Consider the following 23,337-nt stretch of genomic DNA (forward strand, 5'->3'; position numbering starts at 1 on the left):
CCTCCTTATCGTAAATAAATTTTTCTATCCTCTACATCGTGTGAGCCATGCGTCAAGTCGATATCCTCAAGTGAATCAAAATTCTCGACAAAGATGTTACTTGTCAATCCACTTGTCACAGACGCTTTCAACAACAAAAATTCCAATCGAAGATTCTTCTGAACATGTGTCATGTCTTCGAGATAGGCAATGATGTTATTTAATCTTAAATGTGCAAGCTGCGTTCCTTTTTCTAAGTTGTTCCCCCTACGAGCTGTCCATGGTGTACCCGGATGGGATAGGTCACCCTCAGGGTCATCTATTTTATCTCGCCATTCGGTCGGGATATATTGGAATATCTCAGCTAACAAATCCGGCAATTCAATCCTTTCTTCCGCCAACGTTACCAACCTCGCTTTCGTCTTTGATTTCGATCACAAGCTTAAATGAAATAATCCAGCCATCTTGGCCTTTTTCTAAGTTTGGTTCTTGGATTATTAGCTCACGTCCGTACTGATCAACTAGTACCGCACGTTCGATCAAGCCGCTAGGCTCGTCTTCGATATAGACGTATTTTTTTATGATGTTATCTCGGATGATAGTTTCGTAAATTTCATATTCTTGTTCGATGCCGTTAATCGTTACTTTCGCTTTATTAAAATGACGATTTAGGTCTTGCTGAATAAGACTGGTTAATAAAGGTGTGATCATGAAATCTCCTCCCCGCAATAAAAATCGCCACAAATCGGATATGTGACGTTAACGGTGTAGCTATTATCTTTTGTTATCGATCTGAAATGACTATTTTTAACTTGCGCTTGTGGCGGTTGCATTTCGCCACAGATCGGATATTCCACAGCAAAATCATAAGTTTGATCGATGCTGACTGTCTTTTCCTTTTTTAAACTGCTAACCTTCGTTTCGCTTACTTCGTATTCAACGCTGAAATCGTAAGAACCTTCTGTGACGCGCATTTCGTCTTCTTCTATAGAGACATGAGCTTCACTCGGTGGCATGTCACCGCAAATTGGGTATTGGACGTGAAAGTCGTAGGTGTTGTCAATAAAACTTAATAAGATCGCATAAAACTCGCCAATAAAAATTGCTTCAAGGTGTGCTGGCTTTACTTCTGATAACGCATTTTTTATTTCAGCCAACCTATTAAGGCTTTCTATCGGCATTAGCACTTCAAACCAGTACTCTTCGTTATGTTCGATAATTTGTCCGGTCTTATTTTCAACAAACAAATTTAAGATGTCGGTCATGTAGCGCACAGTCGCCGGGGCATTTCCGTTTAGCTTTGCCAAAATGCGTTCACGTCGAGCGTCTAGTGAGGCGTGTTTCATTGGCGGCAAGTCGAGTACGCGTTCCCAGTCGGAAAGTCCCCACGTTGCCGTTCTAACGAACATCTGATCGAGAGTGTCCCGCATCAATGCACGTATACGATCAATTTCGGCCGAGGCAATGTCCGTTAATGCGGTCAATTCGGGCGAATGATCGTAATATGGCGGCATGTATTCGTGCAAATTTCGCTTGGTTTGGCTTATCATACGAAATCAACCTCGCCAACGACAGCAACGGAGTCAAGTGCTATCGGAATGTTTGCCGTTCCTCCGTTAACTAATAAGTCTTCATAATCGATCACATGTTTCGTTTCGATGATCGCATTGGCAATTTTGGCATACCTAATAATCCGAGTTTCTTCTACTATATATGCAGTTATAGAATCGATAATATCTTGCTTGACATCGTCCGCTTTTAGGTCGCCCGCAAGCGTTAGTTTTGCCGAAATTGATAACGGTACTTCCGAGATACCTACGACAGTAACTGTTGCGCCGATCGGCCGTTCCCGTTCGATATGCTCGGTTACGGCATCCATGACGACGGCGTCAGGCGCTTTTCCATCACGACCGATCACCACAACTTTTACCGTGCCGGGACCGTCCCATATTGGAAAGACACGCGCTGCCGCAACGCCCTCGATGTCAGTTGCCCATTTTTCGTAGTGATACACGTTTCCGGACGTTATCGGCTTACGAACTTTAAACAAATAACGGCCGAGCAACTCCTCGTCGGTCTCTGCGTTCACACCACCGGCAAATTCAGTCTCATTCGCTACGGCGTCGATGCCGCCCACGATTTGCTCATAGCCGACGATTTCTCCAATCCCGATATTACCTGCCGAGCCAGCTTCGACGGCCTCGACTGGCACGGACGCTTTACCATCGATAATCTTTGCGTTTTCGGTCGTTACAAAATATAAAGGCGTAGTATTGTTAGTAAATACTCGCAAGCCTTTAGGTATTTCGGCGCCGTTGCTGCCCGTGAAAACGACTTGCCCGACAGCCTTCGTTGCAGGCTTTCTTGTTATACCAAGTTCAGCCGTTCGTCGTTCGAGATATTCATGTTCAGACGTGTCGGCAAATCCGAGTAGACGCGTAGCATGGTTTTCCCATTCAAGCATTTCGACTTCGTAGGCTAGTGCTGCCGATACATCCCAGACGATCTCACCTTTTCGTTTACTAACGTCATCGCGAATGTTATTTAATAAGCTTTCTAAAATTTCCGACTGAGTCCGTACGCTCACAAGACCACCCCCTCGTCAATATCACCGAAAATGGAAATTACCGTGAATTGAATGAACACCGAATCATTTTTGCGTGTAACAACGATATTTGTAACGTCCTCGATTCGATCGTCGTACACAAGCGCCTCGCGAACCATCCGAGGAATTTCCGACTGCAAATAACCATCTGTTACGTCCTCACCAAGTAGACCCGGAATCTCACAACCGTAATCGTCGTCGTAAATCAGATAACGACTCCGCCTCGTAATAAGAGCTTTCCGAATGAATTGTTTCAGCGCTTCCATTTCGTCAACTACACCACTAATCCGACCTGTTTCGAAATCAAAACGATAGGCCAACGATGGTTCAGGCTTTGGTGCGTCCGCTAGTTCGACGTTGTCGATATAGTCATCCAGTGCTTTCGAGCTATGCTTCGGAGTCAGCGCCATCAGTACATCACCGCCCGATCTAGTACGACGAATTTCATTTGATCATCGAGACATACGACTGACACACGGTCGCCCGGCTTCAGGACGTCTTCAAATCGCAATATTATGTTTTTATGTTCGTAAGTATCGGGTACGATAGCCGGTATGCCGTTGTCTATTCGATCGTCTTCTACGGTATTGTCGCCAAGATCACGTTCGGCTTCCTGCTCATGCATTAGCGTTACTACACGTTCGTGTCTCGTTAAATGCTCAAGTATTATTAAGTCATCCTTGTCAAGCTCAATAGGCGAACTGTCTAGCCGAATTTTAATATCCGGAGGAGCCGAAACAACTACGCCAGTTTCGCAGTCAATCGGTTTATTTTCTCCATGCTTACGCATTAGCTGCACGATCTGCGAATACGGACTACCTTCCACGCTTAGGTTTTTCTGCATCCTCGTCTACCTCCCCGTCAATTTCTGCTAAATCTAACGTTCGTGATAATTTCAAAGACATCGTATATACGTTATTCGCTTCAAACTTATGGGAATCGTTTGAAACGAAAAAAGCACCCGAAAGTCCCGTAACACTGTCGCGTACTACTATAGATTCGCCCGATTTTATACGGATGTCACCCAACGCACTTACGTCGAAATCCTGCTGCGTTTTGTTTAATTCCGCTAACAATTGCGTCGCTAACTGATTTAGCTTATTAGCGTCCTTGACTTCGCCGTTATGTTCGTAATGCTGCATGATACCGTACTTTGCGATACCTGCATCGCTCTTCACAACCGCCGTTACCGCCGGTTTCTTCTCGTCACCACCGGTTAACTTTACTTGGGTACGGCGATCTTCGATTGATTCGGAAAAAGTCGCATTGGTTAAGTTTCGGCCACTTTCGATTACGATGCGAGTGTCCTTCGTTAATACTTCGATTAATTCGAGAGCACCTTCAGTGTTGCGCAACATAAAGCGTCGTCCGTTTTTCTTTCGTGTCTCCGTTAGCGCTAGGACTACGATATCGTAGAGCGTTTTTCCTCGTTGGATAAAACGTTTGAAAACATAACCCGTGTCAGCAATCTTTCCCGTTTTTATGCCGTATTTGGAGCACAATTCACTAAGGATTTGCGATGCTTTTTTATTCGTAAATTTTACCGTGTCACTATTTTTAGATAAGTAGACGTTAGAATCATAAGCTGTTAAGGATTGTTCTCCCTTTTCATTTATATCCGTTTGGAAAACGATACCTCGGAAAACCTCAGACTTTTCGTAAAGGACACGAATCTCCCCACCATTCTCAAAAGGGTACAGCTTCTTACGGCCATCTTGTGTATTATTTAAAGAGACATTACAAGTGCGCGCTTCTTTTGCTATATCGCCGGAAATATTTACCGATTTAACTAAACCATCTAATGTATATATCTTCCCATTATGAAAATAAATTACACGCATAGTCACGGTATCACCAGCTTTTTATCAGGATAAATCAGATTCGGATTTGCTCCGATAACATCCTTATTAGCTTCATAAATTTTTCGCCAATCGTTGGCGTTCCCATAGACTTCCTTAGCAATTTTTGATAAGTTATCGCCCTTTTTTATTGTGTACGATTTATTAGCCGGTCCCGCCGAACCGTCGTTTACAACGGGCGGTCTTTGTTTTTCCGCTGGCTTCGTAGTTTCTTCGACTTTCGTTTTCAAGAAACGATATTCTTTAAGTGCAAGCGTATAATATATATCGCCAGCAGCGCCGGCGCGTTCGATCTCCCGCTCAAACTCTCGAATTGTGACAGCGTAGTTTATTTGTGTGCCGGTCACTAAAAAACGGATAGGGCGCCGCGTATCTCGCCAACGTTCGATAATTGCTACAAATTCATTTGGTGATAAAAAGCCGGAGTATTCGCAGTAGCTCGCATTATATCGTGATGGAAAAAAGGAATGAAAAGAAAATTCAGCTAGACCCCGTTCACCGATTACTGTAAATTCGCCAAGCTGTGCGACTTCGATGTCGGTGTTACTAAACGGGGTTTTCATTTCCAGTGTCGGAGGATTGACGGGCAGCCGAATTTTCTCCGCACCATTATTGAACGAAAGCCAAAATTCAATTCGATTGTTCATGCCCCCAATTCCCCCGCTTCGTAAATTTTTCGTGCCAGTTGATTAGCAATACGGTCGATGTCCGCTTCTTCTCGGATTACTAATGTCTCTGCCAATTTTTCGACAACCACATCACCTAATGATTTACCTCCACCAGTCGTTGCCGAACTACTTTGACCGTTTCCACCGTTAGACTTTGACGCTGTGCCACCTGCCGCCGAAACGGATGAATACATAACATTGTCGAATGCGTCCGCCTGTTTTCGATTCAGAATTCTTTCACCTTTATGCATTCGTGCGACGTAACCGTCGTAGGGCACTCGTTCCAAGCCGTGGTAGTGCGAACCGTTAACAGCCTTTTTACCTTTGCCGAACCCATCCGAGAAAGAACTTCCCGCCTTTTTACCCATATCGGTAAAGTTTGAAATGCCTGCCGACAGCTTATCGATCGCCCAACTGGCCGCGCCACTGATTGCCTTTTTAGCTCCGTTGAATCCTTCGGCGATTGCCTTTGGAATAGCCGCGCCGAGTTCCTTAAACTTCGCCCATACAGCGCTAATTGCGCCGCCAACAGCGCCCGGAATTGCGGAGACAAACCCGCCAATTTTTTCCGGTAACTGCGAAACCCACTCAACCGCATTGTCGTAAGCCTTCATAAACCATTCACCGAAGCTAGCCGCTATACTTGAAAGCCAAGACACGGCGCTATCCCACGTGTTGGATAAAAATTCACCGACCTTGCCCGGCAACTGACCGAGCCATTCGGCTGTGTTCGTATATGCTTGCGACATAAATTCAGCAAACTTGCCCGGAAATTGCGAAAGCCATTCGACCGCAACCCCGAACATAAAGCCGAGCCACTCCGCGACCTTGCTCGGAAGTTCCGAAAAGAACGTAACAACGTTTTCGATAGCGCTCGAAACTTTCTCTTTCATTGTTTCTTTTAATTTTCCGAACCACTCGACGGCTGACAAATACATACCGACAACTTTTTCGGTCGCCACCGTCTTCATTTCGCCCCATTTCGTCTTTAGCCATTCGCCCATTTTGCCGAATATTTCTTTCGTTTTACCCCATAGCTCTACGGCTTTGGCTTTAACCGTGTCCCAGTTACGATACAAAAGCACGCCTGCTGCGACAAGACCTGCGATGCCTGCGACTATCCATGTAATTGGACTCGCCCAAAAAGCCGCGTTTAGGCCGAGTTGAGCAATCGTCGCTGCCATCGTTGCCGTGCGCCAACCTTGCATTAACATTGTAACGGTCTTAATCATCTTTAGGCCAAGCATTGCGGTTTTAAACGTTCCCACTGCGACGGCTGCTGTAATTAAACCGTCTTTTATTTTCGGCCAAAGCTTTATGAAAGCGTCGAATTTAGCCGGCAATTTGCCCGCAAATTCCGTGGCCTTTTCTACGAGTCGTGTAAGCGCCGGTGCAATCTGTTCGTATATGTGCAATGCGACACCGGACATAGCCGACTTAAATAGTTCGAATTTGCCCGGTAAATTATCGAGCATATCGGCAGCCATCTTTTCAGCAGCACCATCCGCATTTTCAAGCTGTGTCGTCATGTTCGCTAGTTCGTCTGAGCCACGTTCGAGTAGTATTGCCCAATGTTTATAGGCTTGCGCGCCGAATAACGTAGTCAGGACGGAAGATCGCTGTTCTTGTGTCATCTTCGCTGTGGCTCGCTCGACTTGCCCGACTACTTCAGGCAAAGATTTCATGTTACCTTGTGCGTCGAAAAACTCGATTCCAAGCTTTTTCATAACCACGTTCATTTGTTTTGTCGGCTTTGCGAGTCGCGCCAACGAGGTAGCAAATGCTTGACCAGCCATCGAACCTTTCAAACCGGAATCACCGAACGTCATAAGTGCGGCCGAAGATTCCTCAAGACCCCAGCCGAGCGCATTCGCGATTGGTGCTAGGTAGTTCATTGCGTCCCCCATTTGCTGTACGTTTGTATTTGCGTTTGCTTGTGCGTAGGCAAATACGTCAGCAACGTGAGTTGCTTTTTCTGCTGAAATACCGAAAGCTTGCATAGTGTCGGAGGTTATATCAGCCGCCTGACCGAGATCGAGCGCACCAGCCGCGGCGAGGTTTAACATACCAGGCATTCCCGCAATGATTTCGTTAACTTTCCAACCTGCCAAAGCGAGGTATTCCATACCTTCACCGGCTTGAGTTGCTGTAAATACCGTGGTCTCCCCGAGATGTTTCGCCGTTGCTCGCATTTTCTCGAACTCTTCGTCGGTAGCTTGCGAAAATGCTTTTACACGGGACATCTGTCCGTCAAAGGCAGCGCCTATGCCGATGATAGACTTGGCAACTGCGGCAGCGCCTAGAGTGACGCCAAACCCTGCGAGTACGCCCGAAAACTTTTCCGCAGCGCTTGTTGATTTTTTCGTTTGCTTTTCGAAACCACTTAGTCCCGCCGTCGCTCTTTTTAAGCCAGCAGTCATGCGATCACGCAATGTTAACTTCGCAACTAAATCAATCGCCACCTAAACGCCTCCTCTCCGCCTATTTCGTTTTGCTGCCCGCTCTTGTCGTTTGGCCTCCTCGGCCTCTTCTTCGATTACAATCATTTCGGAAGCGACCATAAATTGCCTATGTCGAAAATGTTTCGAGTAAAATTCGTCGGGCGTTACGCCGTGCAATTGAAAAAGGCGATGCAGGATGTATGCTTTCCCGCCCGCCTTTATGAGTTTTTTACGTCTTCGATCTCGTCTTCGTCTTCGTCCGCAGTAAATCCGGATAGTTCCAAAATGGCTTGGTGTAGCTCGAAAATCTCACCGGCAAGTAGCGCTTTTTTTACGCATTCGCCCGCCGTGGGCGCTCCAAATTTTTCAAGCACTCGTGGGTCGGCAAAGTCGGGGTCGGCACAACCCGCCGCGATCGTTAGATAGCCGAGCTTATCGCCATCGACGACCTTTTGTTTCTTCTTGCCGCGCCCTTCAAAGTCCGAAGCTTCTTCCCGAATCTTATTCAAGGTATCACCGTCAATCGCTTTGATGGTGAAGTAAGTGTCTAAACGTTTTACGAAGTATTTTTCCTCTACGTTTACGTCCGAATTTAGTAACGCATCGATTGCGCTTAATTCCGCCATGCTATCGTCTCCTTATCGTTTTTATAGGTATTCGACTCCGCCAAATGTAAAGTTGTATTCCTCCTCAACTATAGAATTAGCTTCAGCATTTATAATAGGGGCTGCCTCAAACTGTACTTCTTTTAGCCGTATGAATGCTTTCGATTGCGGCGACTCTGGATCGTTGACTTCTATAAGTAGTTCCGTGATATAGGGCGAACTTTTATCGTCTCCCACAACGGAAATTAGTTTCGCAAAATCATGAGTCATCTTAAAGCCAGACATAGAACCTTCCCCGGATACGCCCATAGCCTTCTTACCGACCCACCTAGTGCCAGATCGTGCTATATCCTCGTAGTCAACGTTCATTGTTGCTTCGAGTGAGTTGACAAACGTTAACCATCGTCCTTCATGATAAACTTTACAGAAAGCCCCGTTAATTACCGTCTCTGCCTTTAAAACCATCCGTTAACACCTCCAATTTATCGTTATTCTTTTGCGTCAATCGTTACAAAGAATCGTTCCGCTGAATCTACTTCGATGTAGGAAATTAAAAGAAATACCGCATCGCCCTTTGAGGGTCGTTCAGGGTCAAGCTGTACGGTTGGTTCTGCGAGAACATTCTCGGTTTCCAGCATTTCTAAATACGCCTTAACCGCGCTTATTAACGACGCTTGACCCGCTTCGTTATTGTCAATCTTTCCGATGTAGTGATCACAAGCAGTTGCGGTAATGTCCGTTTGAATCGCCTGCCGAGCGCGCATGATGCGAATTTTCCCTCGTTTACCTGCGTCTGATTGCGTCACGATTCCTTGCATAACCTTCACTTTTCGCCCGTCGTGAAAAAGAACGAGCGAACCGCTAGTGAGCGCTTTGTTGACTTCACTATTTTTTAAGCGTCTAGTAACGTCTACGACCGGAATATCCCGATACGTAATCGCTTGGTTAATCGGAGTGCCTGCAATTAAACCCGCGATGTACGGCGCAAATTGCCCGGAACTCAATTCTGTGCCGGAGCCGCTAATTACTCCCGAAATTAGATTTACTGCATAGTCGTCAGCCAATCGAATTGAGCGAGCATTTCCGACCTCGGGGTCTTGGTCCTCTGTGAGTGTGCCACCATATACGACCATGAAGTGCTTACCCTCTTTGCGGTTTCGTTTGCACCACGCTAACGATGCGTCTTGCTCCGTTGCTTCTACAGCATCGGGGTACACAAACACGTTAAAATGCTGTGCTTCGTACTTATCCCGTACACTGAAAAACGCTTCTTCTTTGTCGCTCGACTCTAGATCGTCTATTTGTGACATAGCATATACAAGGACTTCTTTCGCTCCGCCTTGCAATACCCGAATAACTGGCCTAGCGTAATCCATGCCGAAAAGTTCGATCGCCTCGGCTTCCCGTTCGATCGTATAAAATTTTCCAATGTCAGCCGTACCTTCGTGTTCGAACAAAGGCATAGCCACGATTCCGCGCGCACCGCCCGAAATTTGCGCTAAGGCTGCGTCTCGAAATCGTATATACATTCCGGGCTGAATCGGTAAGGACGTCGGGTCCCAAGTTCCACCTGCCATCTATTTCCGCCTCCCACATTCTGTTTTCGTTTTATCGCCATTTGTTTCAACTTCAACAACGCCAATTTTTTCGTATTTTTCTTGTGGTCTTGCCTGTCGAAGCTCTACCTGCAAAGTTGCAAGCATACAAAAAGCGCCACCCTCCGTTTTAAACGGCTGTGACGCACCAAAACTTTTAGGAATAACTCGATAATCTGTCGTTTTAAATTGCAGCGTGTTTCCGAATACTTCCTCGATAAGTTCGAATTTACGCAAGCAATCTACTTCGCTTTGTCCGTAATATAACAACCGAAAAGTTCGATCAATTCGATAATGATACGCCGTTTCTGTCGTATTGCTGCTTTCCACGTATTGGATAACCGCAAGTCCAAGCGTTGGCTTTTCCGGCAAATGCTGATATTTAATAGTAGCGTCCGGTAAGGTTCCTGAAATAATCGCCCCGATCGCTTCTATTTCGTCGGTTATTTTCGCCATCTACCAGCCGCTCCTTTTAAGCGCAGCTTTTATATCGGACTCAAGCCACTGCTGCCACGCCGTTTCCCGCTTATCTGCGGATACGTCAAGGAATTTCTTTTCAGTGCCCGCGTGACGAAGCGACTTACCACCGGCATCTAGTTCGTGAATATAATACGCATAATTAAAACGACCGCCGGAATCAGTCGTAGCATTCGCCGTTACCACAACTTCGGCTGTATCTGATTCCCCTGTTATCTGATCACGTAAGTTACGTTTATCCATCGGTGCAACATCGCGAGCTTCACGAATCCAGTCGTCTTTAATGTCACCTAATGCTTGCGTTGCACCCCGTTTTACTGCTCGGGGCGAAGTCCGAATGGCTCGTTTAAATTTTTTTAAATCGAGATGAAACTCTTTCGCCACCTTACCGCCCTCCTTTATACATAAACGATTGTCAGCGTCGGCTTTCCACTAAGCATTCGGACCGGCTCGATCTTAATAGGCCTAGCTTTCGTTGTAATTCCTCGTTCATCTGTGTATTCGAATGCGTCGTCATAACGAACGTCGGGGAATTTATCGAACCACATTTCCGCACCGCTGACGACCTCTTCGCCCGCTACGTTTTTTACTATTTGCGTTCGTTCGTCAATACGGCACTTCATTTCGTTAGATGTCGTTTTTTCTTCGCCCCACTTATTCTTTTCGACAACTCGATGCACTGTCACGATTTGCTTTAATGGGACTATAGCCATTTACAGCACCGTCCATTTCGCAATTCGGCCTTTAGGCGCACCTATCATTTCGTATACTTCCTCGGGGATAAGATCGTCCAGCCCCTTCTTAGCCCAATCCTTAAACGTAAACGCGATTCCTCGCACTGAAAACGACGCAACGCCTTGCTGCTGGTATTTGTTCGTATCGTTATACGCTGCTCCGAGCACCGCAGCGAAAATGTACACGGCTTGTGTCGGTATAATGTATCCGTCAAATTTTCGGTTGAGCGTTCGGTACGCTACGTTAAGCAGCGCGTATTTTCGCTCGTCTTCAGCTTCGAGAAAATCTTCGTTATCGAGCGTGTTCATTTGAATGTAGTCCGTTGCATCGTCGAGATACCATTCGATTGACATAAACCCACCCCCGCTTCTATTTTTTGGCGGAGGCTTTCGGTTTAGGTTTAGGTTTCGTTGCCTTTGGCTTCTCCGCTGGCTCTGATTTTTCTTCGGTTTTTAGCTTCTCCGCCTTTTCTAAGCACGTTAAATAGCGAGGACAAAGCTCCATTAACGCCCTGATCTCGCCATCGTCTTCTGTTTCATATATGCCGTCCAATCCGAACGTTAAGCTTTTGTCACCATAACGGACCGAGTAAAACGGCGTCGCTTTAAACTTCGCCAATCACTACACCCCCGTTATTTTACTTTTTTACTTACGTTCTCAAGCACAGCGATTTTTTCTTTAGCATTCATAATTTTTATGCCATATTCTCCGCGAATTTGGCGAGCGACAAAGTCGGCACCGTTCGGAGTTGCATCTAAGTCATGTAGTGCACGATTTTGCAACGGATGGAAAGATAAAATTGATCGGTCGAATAGGATGATTTTATCTTTCGGCATATTTTTATCTACAACGACTGTTACCACGTCACCACCAACGATATCAGACACGAATGTAGCTACGTAGTTTCCGCGTGCTGTGTCTTGCCTTTCGATCGTGATTTTATCGTTTAGTAGTTTAGATAATTGACGAGAACCCGGCGTATTGGTAAGAATAGTGTTTACACTGCCGCCACGTTGAAACACTTTTTCAAGCGCTTCGTTGATTACCTTCGCTGAAAGCTCTCCCCCGCTAAGGTTCTCCTTCACGGAATTTTTAATCTGTGCGAAGTGCAATAGACCTCCTGTCATACGTGGCTGCCCTACACTTCCCGCATTTCTACGTCCATAGATCAATTGATCGTTAAATTCGCGCGCAAGCTCTTTTAGACGCAGTTGGACTTGATAATTTAATTCGTCTGAGACGTTGTGTGTTCGCACTGCCTGTTGTGTTTTCGATACAGCCGCATATCTTTCGAAAATTTGCGTGTAATTAAAGTCAACATAACGGTCGTGTGACTCGTCCTGTCCCGGCATAGCCGCTTCTAGCTGTGGTCTTGCGACAATCCGAATTTCGGAGTCTTCCGTATCTTTCGCGTGTGCCGTTTTTGCAGTATCGTCAAACCCTCGAATGACTGTAATTTTGTCCTCATTTACAGAAACGACTTTCATGTATTCGTCTTCGATTACAATTACTGCATTCACTCGGAATTTCTCGCCATCACCTGCTACAACATCGATTTCGGTTTGCGAGTCGTCAATGTCTCCGGCAAGATTCGCCCGATTTGAATTTAGGTGATCGGACATCCATTCGTATTTTGTTTGAAAAAGCGTTTCGCCGCTTAGTCCGATCGTGCTAAGTAAAGTCGGTTCATCCTCAATAATTAGGGAAATTCCTGCTTCGAGCTGTCGTACCTGATCTTGAAAATCATAAGATTGCATAACCATTTACATCCGTCTCCTTTTTAACTATTGTTCTAGTAATTTATTCGATAACTCTACGACCTTGGCAAAATCCTTGTTCTGTCTCGCTTCAGCTAATTGTGCTTCTAATGTTTTGGTATCCTTAGTTTTACCACCGTTCGTACTCACGCCTATTGGCTCTTTCGGTTGTGTTGCCGATTCAGTCAAGGCTAAGAAAGGATATTGTTCGACCAAGCCACCGAGAATATTGTCTAGCCCATCGATTTTGTTATCTTCCGTAATTGTAGCCGCTGTGATATCGGCTAGTTTTAGTGCAGCACCTAACCGTTCCGTTGGAATATTGTAGTTTGGCGCTTCTTTGATAAATTCGTTGATGACTTGTTGTCGTTGTGCTTTTGAAGATAGTTCCTCGATCTTCTTCGTTAGTGTTTGCTCAACGTTTGATTTTTCGGCAAGTTGTTTTTGTAGTCGCTCTATTTCTGTCAATTCAGCGTCTTTTCGCTCCTGTTCAGCCGCTTCAAATCCGGACAGTTTTGCTTTTAAATCATCGTAATCAGCATACTTTTTCTCTACACGAGCGAGGCTTTTCGTAATAATTTCGTTAACTTGCTCCTCCGTAAACGTCTTTTCTTCTGTCGTTACTTCTTCCTTCTGTTGCTGTTGTTGTTCTTCTGACATTCGTATACCTCCCCGTTTTAAGGCCGTCGCCTATAAGTGGCCGAAAGTTTTACGCCATTTCGTAAGGCAATTCGTTTAATTCGAGCAAGTCCGTTGGAAGACGATCTGGACGCCTAACTGGACTGATCGTGTGCTTACAACATGGATGAAAAATTTCATTCCGTGGCAGGTCTTCGAAAGCAGGAAAATTTCCCGGAGCTTCTGGCGTCAACTTAATTAACTTACCCTCGTATGCTCGGCAGTCATCTTTAGCGTTATGTCGGCTGATAACGCCATATATAACGTCGCGCCCGATCGCTTCGTTTATTGTCGATTCTAGATGTGCTTCCATCATTTTTGTACGTCCTAGCATTTCCGTATAGTGACTTAGTCGCCATCGTCGGCCGGCCGCATCGATAATAGCCGTATCTACTTCGTCGCCAAGTCGTTTCTTCAACTCGCGGGCAATGTCCTTATTAAGTGATTTTATATCGTTTATACCTTGCGTTGCCTTAGTGCGCATGACAAGCGCAGACGTTCGGCGGATAGCTGTTTTTGTACGCCTTTCTACGTTTTCAGTAACCGCTAATAAATCAGACTGCGTGTCAGCCACGATCGCCTCGATCATCGCCTTATTTAGCTTATTAAAGGTGGCAATTTTTTTAGCTTCCTCGAAAGTGACGGCCAATCCCATCGAATATAACGTAGATGCAACGCCATCTCTCGCTGATTTTGTGATCGCCTCGCTAGCCCATTTACCAGCGTTTGCGCCGAGTTTCTTTAAGATTTCGATGATTTCCGCTTCAACCGCAAGAATTTGTGCGCGTTTAAAATCCGTAAGAAAAAGCGAATTTAGCTCTTTTCGGATTGCTTTAAGTGCCTGCTCGTACTGCCGAACTAGTCGTTGAGCATCGTAATCGTAATTTGGTCGAGGAGATTCACGAAATTCACGCTTCGTCATCTTCGATTACCTCAACCTTTTCGTTGAAAACCGTAGAATTTACGGTACCAGTTTCGCGATCCTCGTCCTCGTTGATTCGACGAATTATTTCTGTTGCTTTTTTATCTCCAACGTCATCGAGTGATTTTATAGCCGTGTGGACATCGAGCGTAGGCTTGCCACCAGTCCTTATGCTTGCGATTTCAGCTTCTTCTTTTTCGTTTTTCGGAAGGCCATCTTGCCATCGAATAGTAGGGTACACCGCTTCTCCTTCATACGTGCCGAATTTCTGATCGAATAGATAGCAGGTATACAGGGCGTCACGTATTGCACGCTCGTACTGCGCCCGAATACGTTTTACCTTCGACAAAATCGGCATAAAGCGTGCTTTTGTAGTGCTGCTATCCGTATGCGACGTACCGGTACCGCCTTTTTGATCGCCTGCCATTACCGTACCGAAAAGCCATTGCGGAGTTTCTGCGATTATAAAGATAGACGATATTAATATGTCAAGTTCACGAAAGGCAGACTCTAGTTGCGCCTCCCACGTCATGTAGCCGGGCGTTGCGTCTTCTTTCGTAATCGGTATATATTTACCGCCGAAACGAACTGCGCCTTCCGAGTTGCCAGTTAAGTCCGGTCCATACGCTGTTGGGTCAGCGTGTTTCCACAAGATGTAGTCGATTTGCACCAGCCGATCGTTGATGGCTGTAAACGTGGACTCCATCTTTTCTAACCCTCCGATGCCTTCCCATCGATCATCGATCGACTTGTATGGAATATGGAAAACGGGCATATAAGAAAGCCCCGTTTCGACTATATCGGTAGCCCTGCCGGTCGGCACTTCCTTTTCAATATAAAATGTCTGAATCGGTGCGCCCCAGTACGTATCCACAGACGTGGAAATTAGCCGAAAACGTTTATATTGAATATAGCCCGGTATGTGCCTTTCGACGTTAAGGTACGGTATTTCGTTCTTTTTTGTCTCGACCCATTCGACCGTTGCAATGTTTATCGCTTTAAACTTTTTGATATTTCCGTTCGAAGTCTCCGGAAAAACACAAGTAGCGTCAACGTGCTCAACGATTGGCTCCATTTCGATGCCGTCCGGCAACGGTAGTCCAGCCGACAGAACTTCCGAATAATCCTCCTGATAGTCCCAACGAACCTTTATCCAAGCGTCAGCGCGATACCCATTTGCGATTGCAGATTCATATATTAGATGATTCAGGTCGTTTTCTTCAATGTACTTATTTAGCGCAATCTGTTCGGGAGAATCGTCGTCCTCGCCGCTCTCAAATGTCGGAGGGTCGCCTATAAGTAAGTCTGCCGGCTTTGTCGCTATAATGTCAGCCAAGTTTACAGCGATATAGAGTTTCTCGATTTGTGCAGCCGCTGGCGTCCCTTTCAATACTTCCGTTGCTCGCTCATATATTTCCGCTTGCTTGCCGTCGAATAGCTTACGCATTCGTTCGTAGCGCGCCAAACGTTCTAGGTCTTCTTGTGGCGGAAACTGTGCGCCCTTAACGAATAGAGTCATTCGGCATCGTCCTCCAACAACGCATCTATGTCCTTCAAACCTTTTTCTAGATTATTTGTAGAGCGCTTTTCGTCACTACTGTCAGACTGCGTAATTTGTCTTTCGGTGAGTAGTCCGAAACGACGCAGGAATAAGTCGATAGCCCTTACGGAAGGCTGATTGCTGTTTATTAATTTCATCAATTGGCCGTATACTTGGTCCCTTTTGTCCGATAAGAAATCGTCTGCTATCTCGTTCTTATATTCGATAAAATTACGATTCTTCGTACGCCACTCCCACATTGTCTTGTGGTGTACACCGACTTCCGCAGCAATTTCTTTCATAGTTCGCCGTTCTTCTGTGCCAAGCATTTCGTTTTCAACTAGCAAATACGCTGCCGTTCGTTGCCTTGCGTCTAATTTTGCACCAAGTTCTCTTTTTCGATCGCTCATATCATCGCCTCCTTTTATAACCAATCCGGCTTTGTTGTGACAACCGCCCTCGGCCTTTGCACCGAAGTAACCGCCATATTTAAGGCGTCAGGACCATCATCGTGCCACTTAGCTCCATATCGCTCGAACTGCTCAAGTAACCTTTCGTGTTCATGAGAAAAAACGATGGTCCCGCTTTCTATGTCCGGTAACATCGCTTCTATACGAAGTTCTTTTCGTTGTCGTTGTTGGATTTTTTTAACTCGACTGTGCGCTGGATATCCGATGTACTGTAATGACTCTTTTAGTTTATCGACGAAAAATTCCTGAGCCATTTGCGCTTCCGCTCCGATTACGTCCGGCTGATATTTCCGCACGCGCTTGACGATTACATCGAGAAACTTGTCAGGATGTACTCGTTCAATATAGGCGTCGATGACGTAAATCTTTTTTGTTATCTTATGTTTTGCTACCGTCACGAGCGCTGAATAGTCACCTTTTTGTTTCCCCATAGCAAAGTCCATGCCCATCGCAATATAATAATCTTTGTGGGAGAATTCATTTGTTCCGTCGTGGTATTGAAAACGTTCCGGCTTAAATAGCTGCGAATCCTCGTCGATAGGATTATTCATAAATTCGGTATTGAAAGCCTTAGTACCACCGTTAATCTTTTCGAGTATTAGGCTAGATAGAGGGAACCTTTCCGGCCATAGTACCTTTGCGCCCCTGTCCATTTCTTCTCGATGTTTCTCATAAAAACCTAGCGCTGCCCGTGCGCTTGGCGTTGGCGTTTCTTCTGTTGCTTCTTCCATTTCCGCCATCTCTTCATCCGACGGCTCATACTCTTTGTAAATTCGCTCAAATTCCGACCACAAGTCCATCCGTTCAGGCCATTCGATAATGGCCGGAAATTGATTCGTAATAAAATCCCGACGCTCTTTAAGTACATAATTTAACAAAGAATCGTGGTGTACTAACGTTCCCATGAATATGACGGCAGTCTGCGTCGGGTCGTAAGCTGGCATTAAATCTTGATTAAGCCAATCTTTTGCTTTTTGTCGCAGTTCTGGCGTGTTATTAGAGTCGCGAGATTCTAAGTCATCGAGGATGATTAGATCAGGTCGTTGATTTCCGTTACGGAACCCTCGGATTTGCATTCCGAGTGACGTAGCTTCCATTTTAATCCCGGTTGTCGTTAGAAACGCTTCTTCGGAATCCTTTGTATTTCTCGTCTTTTGTTCGTGTAATAAGACTCCGAAATCTTCGCGTAACTTTAGATTATATTTAAGCTGGTCGCTAACCCATTTGATAAACTTTTTAGACCCTGCGTTTGTTTCCGAGATTATAAGAATCATTTTTCGTTTTCGATAGACGATTTCATGCGTAGGAAAAGCGTTCGATAGGTAAGCTGACTTTGCGTGCCCTCGGCTGGCTGCCCACGCAATACGCGCTGTACGATTTCGATTAGATACCGAATCGAGAATACGTGACAATTTGACGTGAAAGTCAGGCGCATTGTCTATATCAACGTTGATATCAGGAACTAAATTGTCGGGATTGCCAGGATTACGAGCTTCCGAAAAATATTCATAGAAAAAGTACAACATGTCGACTTCAGCCCGATGTATTCGTTTTAATCGAACTAATTCTTCTTTGTCGCGAAAGAACATGTCGACATAATAGTCGTTTGCACGGCCGGCTTTAATTGCCTCCGCTAACTTACGTACTCTCTGAACGAGAATGTCGATTCTTTTTTGCCGCGCGGCTCGGTCTAACCACTCACCGTTTACATACGCCAATCAAACGCCCTCCTTTCGCTTAAAATTCCCGTGAAAATATCGTATTGGTTTACATCGAATACAAATACCTTACTTAGCGCTTAAAACAGCTCTTAGGCTTCGTTAGTAAGGCGTTAGCTAGGTGAAATACTTTCGAAATACATACGTCATGCACCCCGAGTTAGAAAAATTGTGCGCTAATTTCGAACAGCAGTCGTGGGGTCTAGCGCCGTGCCCTTGGGGGTTTGGTCGTTAATGACGCTGCTCAACGGTTTTTTATTCGTAATTCAAACGTATTTATTCATCGTTTTAATTTCTTTTATTCATTTCGTTGAATTTCGTATGCAATTTTAGTTTACATAATCACAGTTTCAGGAAGTTGATCGTTGTCATAAACGTTGTTGTTATGCGCTTTATAAAACGTTTGAAATTATCGATTATGCACGTTTTTATACATCGTTGATATGGCGCTGTTTGTGTGGCGCGTGCTGCGCGTAAAACTAACGCTGATTGCATAAGGTACGACCATCGAAATAGTTAGGGCTATGCATAAGTTATGCAAACGTTGTATATGAACCCCTCGAGTTTGGAAGGCGTCTGTCCTCCGGAAGGACTTAGCGGATGTAGCCGTCACCCACACCGAAAAAGGTACGCCCCTCCCCGAAATCATACGTCCCACTCCCCCGTTTTCTTTTACGTTTACTCACTTGGGCTAAACGTATATAGCCGTATTCCTTCCTACTTATATAGCTAACGTACTGACAACGTAATCCCCACTAAATTATGCTTGGGTCAAGCGTGTATCTTACCGTCTCTCGCGTAGTTGCTTCGTCAACGATCGAACGTGTATCTATTGACCAATCGGGGACTCTCGCAACATCAGCTACGAAAATAGTGGTTTCAAACAACGGATTTCCTTCAAAATAGACGCCATATTTATCGCCATTCTTTTCGAACACATAAACGACCTCCCTTCGCTAACCAACGATATCGATTATGAAAAAATTGCCCTTAAGACTTTTTCCGAAAGCGTACGCATCATCGTAAGTGTTAAACTTTAAATGCTGGCCGTTTTTGTCAAGAACGACTTTCCAAGTGTCAAAGCCTTCTTTTCCGACCCATAATGTCGTAGGTATTACGATAAGATAATACGGCTTTCTTTTCGCTTTCCACCGCCAAATTTTAAGCGAAAAATATAGCTTTAGAATAAATCTTTTAATCTCCGTCAGCCTCCCTTCGAATAAATTGCCCGAATCCCATCCGTAGGAATCGGCGGAATCATCTTTGTCTTTTTCTTTTTAAAGACCTACCGAATATACCCCCACACTACATAGAAGGCGACTGAAGGTCGCTATGTTTATTGTTTTTAATTCGTTGTTATTACGTTGTTATTATTAGTATCCCATCGACAGGAATCGGCGGAATCCCATCCGTAGGAATCGGCCGTATCCTATCAACAGGAATCGGGGGATTTTCGCTCATAAAGCGGCATGTACATTTTCTTTAAGTGACCGCGATACGAAACCATTTTCGAAATAAGCACGCCTTCCTTTTCGAGGATATCTACTAGCGGCTTAATTCGATCTTTATGGATTCCCGTATCTGAACTAATCTGCTTGACGCTAGGGTACGCCCACATATACGTAGTACTGCTGTTTTGGCCGTTCACATAAGCCTGTAAATATCCGTATAGCAACACACAGTCCCGCGCGGTCATGCCGTCATATTTTGCCTTTAGTTCCGGCAATAATTTGCGATAAATATCGTGAGGAATCGGCGTATATCCGACATCGTTGCCCGACAGCAAGCATTCCTTTTGACGTAAGACTTCGCGCTGTTCTTTGGTCAATTTATTCATTTAAGTTCGTCCCCTTTGATTTATAGGTATTTAAAATAAAAGCAATCTACTTATTCGGATTATTTTCGGTGTATTCCGATAGCAGCGTATTCAAGACTTCGGTGCGGCGATATTGCCAAAATTTGCGTAGTGTTTTTTCGTTTAATCCTACGCAAATATATCGTTCGCCTTTCTGTTGTAAGAACGAATGTAAATTAGTCGAGTAGCAATAGAAAAACTCGTTCAAGTGGATTACCTCCGTTTGACTTAAATTTTATAAAATCGGCATTTTGTCCGAATAAGGTCACACTTGTTTCGCCTTCCAGCGTAATAATAGCGGCAATGACCATTCGAAAATGTAGCCGGCCCGTGCAAGTGCGATGTAATCTTCGGAAGTCAGTCTTCGCTTAATAGTCAAGTTTCCTAGCGTATTAAATAGACGATAGATTCCGCGAGGTACTTCGAAACGAAGAGCGCCCCCGAATATGAATATGTAGGCTGTTGCTCCTATCGCAAGCCAACCGTATATTTCAACGAATTTATTTAGCATAAAAGCAAAGCCTCCTCCAACGAAAAAATACCGCAGCGCTCGAAAGCATCTGCGGTTTAGTCGTCCTATAACGTATAGGCAACTGAAAGCGTAAAATATAAGTAAGTAGCTCCTTATTTCGACGTAATATGTGTAAGTCCTTCTGAAATATCGACGGTAGTAGATGGCGTTATGTCTGGCGCAATCAATACGCTAGTGCCGTCGTCGGACACCGGCGCTTCGCTGATTGCTTGGCCGTTTTTCAGTTCGACGTATAGTTCCCATCTTCCGCTCTTATCCTCAACATATTCGATTCTATAATTGCTGTTTTCCTTGCTGCCGGCTTTTCCAATTTGATATGCTGCGGTGTTTGAAAGAATCAAAACACACAATACAATAGCTAATAATTTAATATTTTTCATATCCATACCCCTATCTTAAATATGCTTTGAACCGATTGTTTGCCCAATCGAGTAACCAAGAATAAACACAAAATCTGCGTGATGTATAAATAATTGTACGTTATCAATTTTCAACCCATCTTCAAATTTTCGTTCAAGTCTTTTCAACTCTTCGGTAAATTTTTCATCCACCAACTGTAACGGTGATTTTTTAGATGGCAACTTTATTCACTCCCCTTTAAAGTATTATAGATACATTCGACCTGCATACGGTTCAAAGTCGTTTCTATTTTCCCTCCAAGCATCTTTGACTTGCTCGGATGTCGGGCTTGTAACTTCTCCTTTTACGTTCTTTTCAACCGACCAAGTACAGGCATATTGATAGCCTTTTCTCGTCTCCACAATGCAAAGTTTATGAGTATTTGAAAAATCTGCAATGTTAACTTTCATATCGTTCCCCCACTTTCTCCTTCTGAATTTCGAAACTTAATTACGTTTAACGTAATCTATAACTCTATAATAATTACGTTTAGCGTAATTGTCAACATAAAAATTACATTTTACGTAATTTATTTCTTGAGAAGATGTATAATTAAGTTTATAAATAAGAAAATCGGAGGGTTGTGTACCAAAATGGATTTAGTAATCGAGGTTAAACTTAAAAAGTTGTTAAAAGATCGAGGGTTAGATCAAAAGCAATTAGCGAAGATGTCAGGATTAACAGAACGAACTATTAGCGAACTGGCAAACGGAAAAATGAAACGTTATCCTAAAGAAGTTCTCGAAAAGATTATCGGGACTTTAGATATTAGAGACATTCGAGAATTAATCGACTTAGTACCGAAAGAAGACATTGACACGTGTAATTGATGCGTGTTATAATGTATTTAGGAAGGGGGTAAGGGATTGGGGAAACAAATAACGGTCAGAAAAGTCCTTCAAATTCTAAAGAAAGAAGGATTCGTCAAATCGCCTAACCATAAAGGTGGGGGAAGTCATCAGCGATATATACATGAAAAAGACCCCACGAGATATGCTGACATAAGCTTTCATAACAGCGGTCAGGTGATTCCGATAGGGACATTAAAAAATATAGAGAAAACTACGGGGGTTAAATTCTAACCCCTTGTCCCTAACCTAATTCCCCTTATCTCCAATAAACGTTAAGGAGTGATTAAACTTGGCTTACAAAACCCATTACATCTACCCTGTAGTCGTTGAAAAAGCCGAAGATGGTGGGATAGGCATGTACTTCCCCGATTTTCCCGGTACAGCAATCCTTGCAAAAGGCCTGATCGACGGGATACAAAAAGCTAAAGAGATGCTCGCACATCTTATATTGGACAAAGAAGAGCAGGGAGAAGTTATACCCGAGCCTTCAGACCCGGACAAAATTGAATTGTTTAGCTCAAGTGACCGTGTAGTTTTTATTGAAGTATACATGCCACCCTTTCGAGATGAGGCGGCGTTTAAGTCAGTTACTAAAAACTGCACGTTGCCTAGATGGCTTCGTGATGCGGGCGAAGAGGCCGGTTTGAATTTTTCCCACTTGTTACAGGCCTCGATTAAAGATGCGTTGAATATAAATTCTTACGATGATAGGCGGCCTTAATGGTCGATAAAAAGACGTAAAAGGGCCGCGCAGCTAAGGCGCGGTTTCTTTTCGTTTATTTCAGTATTCTTCGATTGAGTCTCGTTGGCAATCGATAGTCCCTGCCGTCTGTCGCCACTTCTTCGGCCAATTTAAACGAACGCTCTCCTGAGTGCCTCCGACCCTGCTGCGACGGACTAAGCAGCGGATATTCGGCACGCGACATCTTGTCCGGGTGCATGTCGGTCAGCTCTTCGCGTAAAATCAACGTTGCTAAACGGTCGAGCTGTGCGCCAGCAGGTCGTTTGCCCGTAGCTTGCACGTAGTCATTAATCAGTTGATCGACAGTTTCTATTCGTTTTTGCCGATCGGCAATAGGATTTTCGTACAACTCATCGACGTAACGCTGAAAATCTTCCGTATATTTATCCGTAAATGTAAAACTAGTCATCCGGCATCCTCCAAGCTTGACCAATCGTCATATATTCGTTGTATCTTCACAATGGCGGAATCGATTGCTAGGCTGACCGCCGGTTGTGTCGTATTCATTCGCTCCCCCACGTCTTCTTGCGTTAAATCAGCGCCATAAATCCATGCTAACGCTTCCTGCTGACGCTCCGTTAAGTCCGCCAATGTAATAGCCCTCCGAAGGTCTACGAGCGCACATACGGCGTTATAATCGCCTTTATATTGACGTGCGTGCAATGCGTGGTACTCTCGCAATAATGTACGAACATTCAAGTTAACGCCTCCTTTTTGGGTACATATGCCTTTATTTCGTAGTGCGTTTCCGGCATCTTACGTACTTTCATCGCTGCCCTCGCTCGACCGTGCGAAGTATAAACGAGAAGCTTCCGTGGCTCATTTAGACTAAAGGTTTGCGCTTCTTTTCCCGTTTCTTTGCACACGATTACGTAAATTTCGCTCATGATTTCGTCCCCTTTCGCTTGA

34 protein-coding genes are annotated in these 23,337 nt (G+C 44.7%); 3 read left to right on the plus strand and 31 right to left on the minus strand.

The window, feature by feature from the left end; all coding sequences use genetic code 11:
* Positions 1-5 precede the first annotated feature (5 nt).
* The 28 genes from J2S08_RS00990 to J2S08_RS01125 form a co-directional block, all read right to left on the minus strand.
* Complete coding sequence (locus J2S08_RS00990) at positions 6-380, minus strand: hypothetical protein (protein WP_307225776.1); 375 nt, start codon at positions 378-380, stop codon at positions 6-8.
* Complete coding sequence (locus tag J2S08_RS00995; protein WP_307225778.1) at positions 361-690, minus strand: hypothetical protein; 330 nt, start codon at positions 688-690, stop codon at positions 361-363. The genes J2S08_RS00990 and J2S08_RS00995 overlap by 20 nt, the downstream gene beginning before the upstream one ends.
* Positions 687-1,529: a YmfQ family protein gene (locus J2S08_RS01000; protein WP_307225780.1), complete on the minus strand. Its 843-nt coding sequence runs from the start codon at positions 1,527-1,529 to the stop codon at positions 687-689. The genes J2S08_RS00995 and J2S08_RS01000 overlap by 4 nt, the downstream gene beginning before the upstream one ends.
* Positions 1,526-2,566 (minus strand): baseplate J/gp47 family protein, encoded by a 1,041-nt coding sequence (locus J2S08_RS01005; RefSeq protein WP_307225781.1) that lies wholly within the window; start codon positions 2,564-2,566, stop codon positions 1,526-1,528. Before J2S08_RS01005 ends, J2S08_RS01000 begins: the two co-directional genes overlap by 4 nt.
* Entirely contained in the window at positions 2,563-2,994 is a 432-nt protein-coding gene (locus J2S08_RS01010) for a DUF2634 domain-containing protein (RefSeq protein WP_307225783.1), read from the minus strand. The genes J2S08_RS01005 and J2S08_RS01010 overlap by 4 nt, the downstream gene beginning before the upstream one ends.
* Entirely contained in the window at positions 2,994-3,428 is a 435-nt protein-coding gene (locus J2S08_RS01015) for a DUF2577 domain-containing protein (RefSeq protein ID WP_307225784.1), read from the minus strand. The genes J2S08_RS01010 and J2S08_RS01015 overlap by 1 nt, the downstream gene beginning before the upstream one ends.
* On the minus strand, positions 3,400-4,425 hold the full coding sequence (locus J2S08_RS01020) for an XkdQ/YqbQ family protein (RefSeq protein ID WP_307225786.1): 1,026 nt from the start codon (positions 4,423-4,425) through the stop codon (positions 3,400-3,402). The genes J2S08_RS01015 and J2S08_RS01020 overlap by 29 nt, the downstream gene beginning before the upstream one ends.
* A 2-nt stretch (positions 4,426-4,427) precedes the next feature.
* Positions 4,428-5,090 (minus strand): LysM peptidoglycan-binding domain-containing protein, encoded by a 663-nt coding sequence (locus J2S08_RS01025; protein ID WP_307225788.1) that lies wholly within the window; start codon positions 5,088-5,090, stop codon positions 4,428-4,430.
* Entirely contained in the window at positions 5,087-7,573 is a 2,487-nt protein-coding gene (locus J2S08_RS01030; protein ID WP_307225790.1) for a phage tail tape measure protein, read from the minus strand. Before J2S08_RS01030 ends, J2S08_RS01025 begins: the two co-directional genes overlap by 4 nt.
* A 197-nt stretch (positions 7,574-7,770) precedes the next feature.
* The gene (locus tag J2S08_RS01035; protein WP_307225792.1) at positions 7,771-8,178 is read right to left on the minus strand and encodes a phage tail assembly chaperone; all 408 of its coding nucleotides are present in this window, start codon (positions 8,176-8,178) and stop codon (positions 7,771-7,773) included.
* 21 nt (positions 8,179-8,199) lie between these two features.
* The gene (locus tag J2S08_RS01040) at positions 8,200-8,622 is read right to left on the minus strand and encodes a phage tail tube protein (RefSeq protein WP_307225794.1); all 423 of its coding nucleotides are present in this window, start codon (positions 8,620-8,622) and stop codon (positions 8,200-8,202) included.
* A gap of 23 nt (positions 8,623-8,645) precedes the next feature.
* A complete protein-coding gene (locus J2S08_RS01045; protein ID WP_307225796.1) occupies positions 8,646-9,734 on the minus strand; it encodes a phage tail sheath subtilisin-like domain-containing protein in 1,089 nt (362 codons plus the stop codon).
* A complete protein-coding gene (locus J2S08_RS01050) occupies positions 9,735-10,208 on the minus strand; it encodes a hypothetical protein (protein ID WP_307225798.1) in 474 nt (157 codons plus the stop codon).
* On the minus strand, positions 10,209-10,613 hold the full coding sequence (locus J2S08_RS01055; RefSeq protein WP_307225800.1) for a hypothetical protein: 405 nt from the start codon (positions 10,611-10,613) through the stop codon (positions 10,209-10,211).
* Between the two features lie 14 nt (positions 10,614-10,627).
* Positions 10,628-10,942, minus strand: coding sequence for a hypothetical protein (locus tag J2S08_RS01060; RefSeq protein WP_307225802.1), 315 nt, complete (start codon positions 10,940-10,942; stop codon positions 10,628-10,630).
* Positions 10,943-11,317 (minus strand): hypothetical protein, encoded by a 375-nt coding sequence (locus J2S08_RS01065; protein WP_307225804.1) that lies wholly within the window; start codon positions 11,315-11,317, stop codon positions 10,943-10,945. It lies immediately after the preceding gene.
* A 16-nt stretch (positions 11,318-11,333) separates the two neighbouring features.
* Positions 11,334-11,582: a hypothetical protein gene (locus J2S08_RS01070; RefSeq protein WP_307225806.1), complete on the minus strand. Its 249-nt coding sequence runs from the start codon at positions 11,580-11,582 to the stop codon at positions 11,334-11,336.
* Positions 11,583-11,596: 14 nt separating this feature from the next.
* Positions 11,597-12,727: an SU10 major capsid protein gene (locus J2S08_RS01075; protein WP_307225807.1), complete on the minus strand. Its 1,131-nt coding sequence runs from the start codon at positions 12,725-12,727 to the stop codon at positions 11,597-11,599.
* A 21-nt stretch (positions 12,728-12,748) separates the two neighbouring features.
* Positions 12,749-13,381, minus strand: a complete 633-nt coding sequence (locus tag J2S08_RS01080; protein ID WP_307225809.1) for a phage scaffolding protein — start codon at positions 13,379-13,381, stop codon at positions 12,749-12,751.
* A 49-nt stretch (positions 13,382-13,430) separates the two neighbouring features.
* Positions 13,431-14,321: a structural protein gene (locus J2S08_RS01085; protein WP_307225811.1), complete on the minus strand. Its 891-nt coding sequence runs from the start codon at positions 14,319-14,321 to the stop codon at positions 13,431-13,433.
* Positions 14,308-15,840, minus strand: a complete 1,533-nt coding sequence (locus J2S08_RS01090; RefSeq protein ID WP_307225813.1) for a phage portal protein — start codon at positions 15,838-15,840, stop codon at positions 14,308-14,310. The genes J2S08_RS01085 and J2S08_RS01090 overlap by 14 nt, the downstream gene beginning before the upstream one ends.
* Positions 15,837-16,271, minus strand: coding sequence for a phBC6A51 family helix-turn-helix protein (locus J2S08_RS01095; RefSeq protein WP_307225816.1), 435 nt, complete (start codon positions 16,269-16,271; stop codon positions 15,837-15,839). The genes J2S08_RS01090 and J2S08_RS01095 overlap by 4 nt, the downstream gene beginning before the upstream one ends.
* 14 nt (positions 16,272-16,285) lie before the next feature.
* The gene (gene terL, locus J2S08_RS01100; RefSeq protein ID WP_307225818.1) at positions 16,286-18,049 is read right to left on the minus strand and encodes a phage terminase large subunit; all 1,764 of its coding nucleotides are present in this window, start codon (positions 18,047-18,049) and stop codon (positions 16,286-16,288) included.
* Positions 18,050-19,481: 1,432 nt separating this feature from the next.
* A complete protein-coding gene (locus J2S08_RS01105) occupies positions 19,482-19,886 on the minus strand; it encodes a helix-turn-helix domain-containing protein (RefSeq protein ID WP_307225820.1) in 405 nt (134 codons plus the stop codon).
* Between the two features lie 283 nt (positions 19,887-20,169).
* Positions 20,170-20,415: a hypothetical protein gene (locus J2S08_RS01110; RefSeq protein ID WP_307225822.1), complete on the minus strand. Its 246-nt coding sequence runs from the start codon at positions 20,413-20,415 to the stop codon at positions 20,170-20,172.
* 113 nt (positions 20,416-20,528) lie between these two features.
* Positions 20,529-20,816, minus strand: a complete 288-nt coding sequence (locus J2S08_RS01115) for a hypothetical protein (protein ID WP_307225824.1) — start codon at positions 20,814-20,816, stop codon at positions 20,529-20,531.
* Between the two features lie 15 nt (positions 20,817-20,831).
* Entirely contained in the window at positions 20,832-21,017 is a 186-nt protein-coding gene (locus J2S08_RS01120; protein WP_307225826.1) for a hypothetical protein, read from the minus strand.
* 24 nt (positions 21,018-21,041) lie between these two features.
* Entirely contained in the window at positions 21,042-21,245 is a 204-nt protein-coding gene (locus J2S08_RS01125; protein ID WP_307225828.1) for a DUF4028 family protein, read from the minus strand.
* Between the two features lie 183 nt (positions 21,246-21,428).
* Between J2S08_RS01125 and J2S08_RS01130 the strand changes: the two genes are divergently transcribed.
* From J2S08_RS01130 to J2S08_RS01140, 3 genes are read left to right on the plus strand one after another with little or no spacing between them, the layout of a single operon-like run.
* Positions 21,429-21,665, plus strand: coding sequence for a helix-turn-helix domain-containing protein (locus tag J2S08_RS01130; protein WP_307225830.1), 237 nt, complete (start codon positions 21,429-21,431; stop codon positions 21,663-21,665).
* Between the two features lie 36 nt (positions 21,666-21,701).
* Positions 21,702-21,917, plus strand: coding sequence for a type II toxin-antitoxin system HicA family toxin (locus J2S08_RS01135; protein ID WP_307225832.1), 216 nt, complete (start codon positions 21,702-21,704; stop codon positions 21,915-21,917).
* Between the two features lie 58 nt (positions 21,918-21,975).
* Positions 21,976-22,407, plus strand: coding sequence for a type II toxin-antitoxin system HicB family antitoxin (locus J2S08_RS01140; RefSeq protein ID WP_307225834.1), 432 nt, complete (start codon positions 21,976-21,978; stop codon positions 22,405-22,407).
* A gap of 55 nt (positions 22,408-22,462) precedes the next feature.
* Here the strand turns inward: J2S08_RS01140 and J2S08_RS01145 are convergent, their stop codons facing one another.
* Genes J2S08_RS01145 through J2S08_RS01155 form a run of 3 tightly spaced genes read right to left on the minus strand, consistent with a single transcriptional unit; the run spans position 22,463 to position 23,315 of the window.
* Positions 22,463-22,837: a hypothetical protein gene (locus J2S08_RS01145; protein WP_307225836.1), complete on the minus strand. Its 375-nt coding sequence runs from the start codon at positions 22,835-22,837 to the stop codon at positions 22,463-22,465.
* The gene (locus J2S08_RS01150) at positions 22,834-23,127 is read right to left on the minus strand and encodes a sigma factor-like helix-turn-helix DNA-binding protein (protein WP_307225838.1); all 294 of its coding nucleotides are present in this window, start codon (positions 23,125-23,127) and stop codon (positions 22,834-22,836) included. The genes J2S08_RS01145 and J2S08_RS01150 overlap by 4 nt, the downstream gene beginning before the upstream one ends.
* On the minus strand, positions 23,124-23,315 hold the full coding sequence (locus J2S08_RS01155) for a hypothetical protein (protein ID WP_307225840.1): 192 nt from the start codon (positions 23,313-23,315) through the stop codon (positions 23,124-23,126). Before J2S08_RS01155 ends, J2S08_RS01150 begins: the two co-directional genes overlap by 4 nt.
* Positions 23,316-23,337: the final 22 nt, after the last annotated feature.

Origin of the sequence: Bacillus chungangensis (genome assembly GCF_030812995.1) — a bacterium.
Classification (GTDB): domain Bacteria; phylum Bacillota; class Bacilli; order Bacillales; family Bacillaceae_C; genus Bacillus_CF; species Bacillus_CF chungangensis.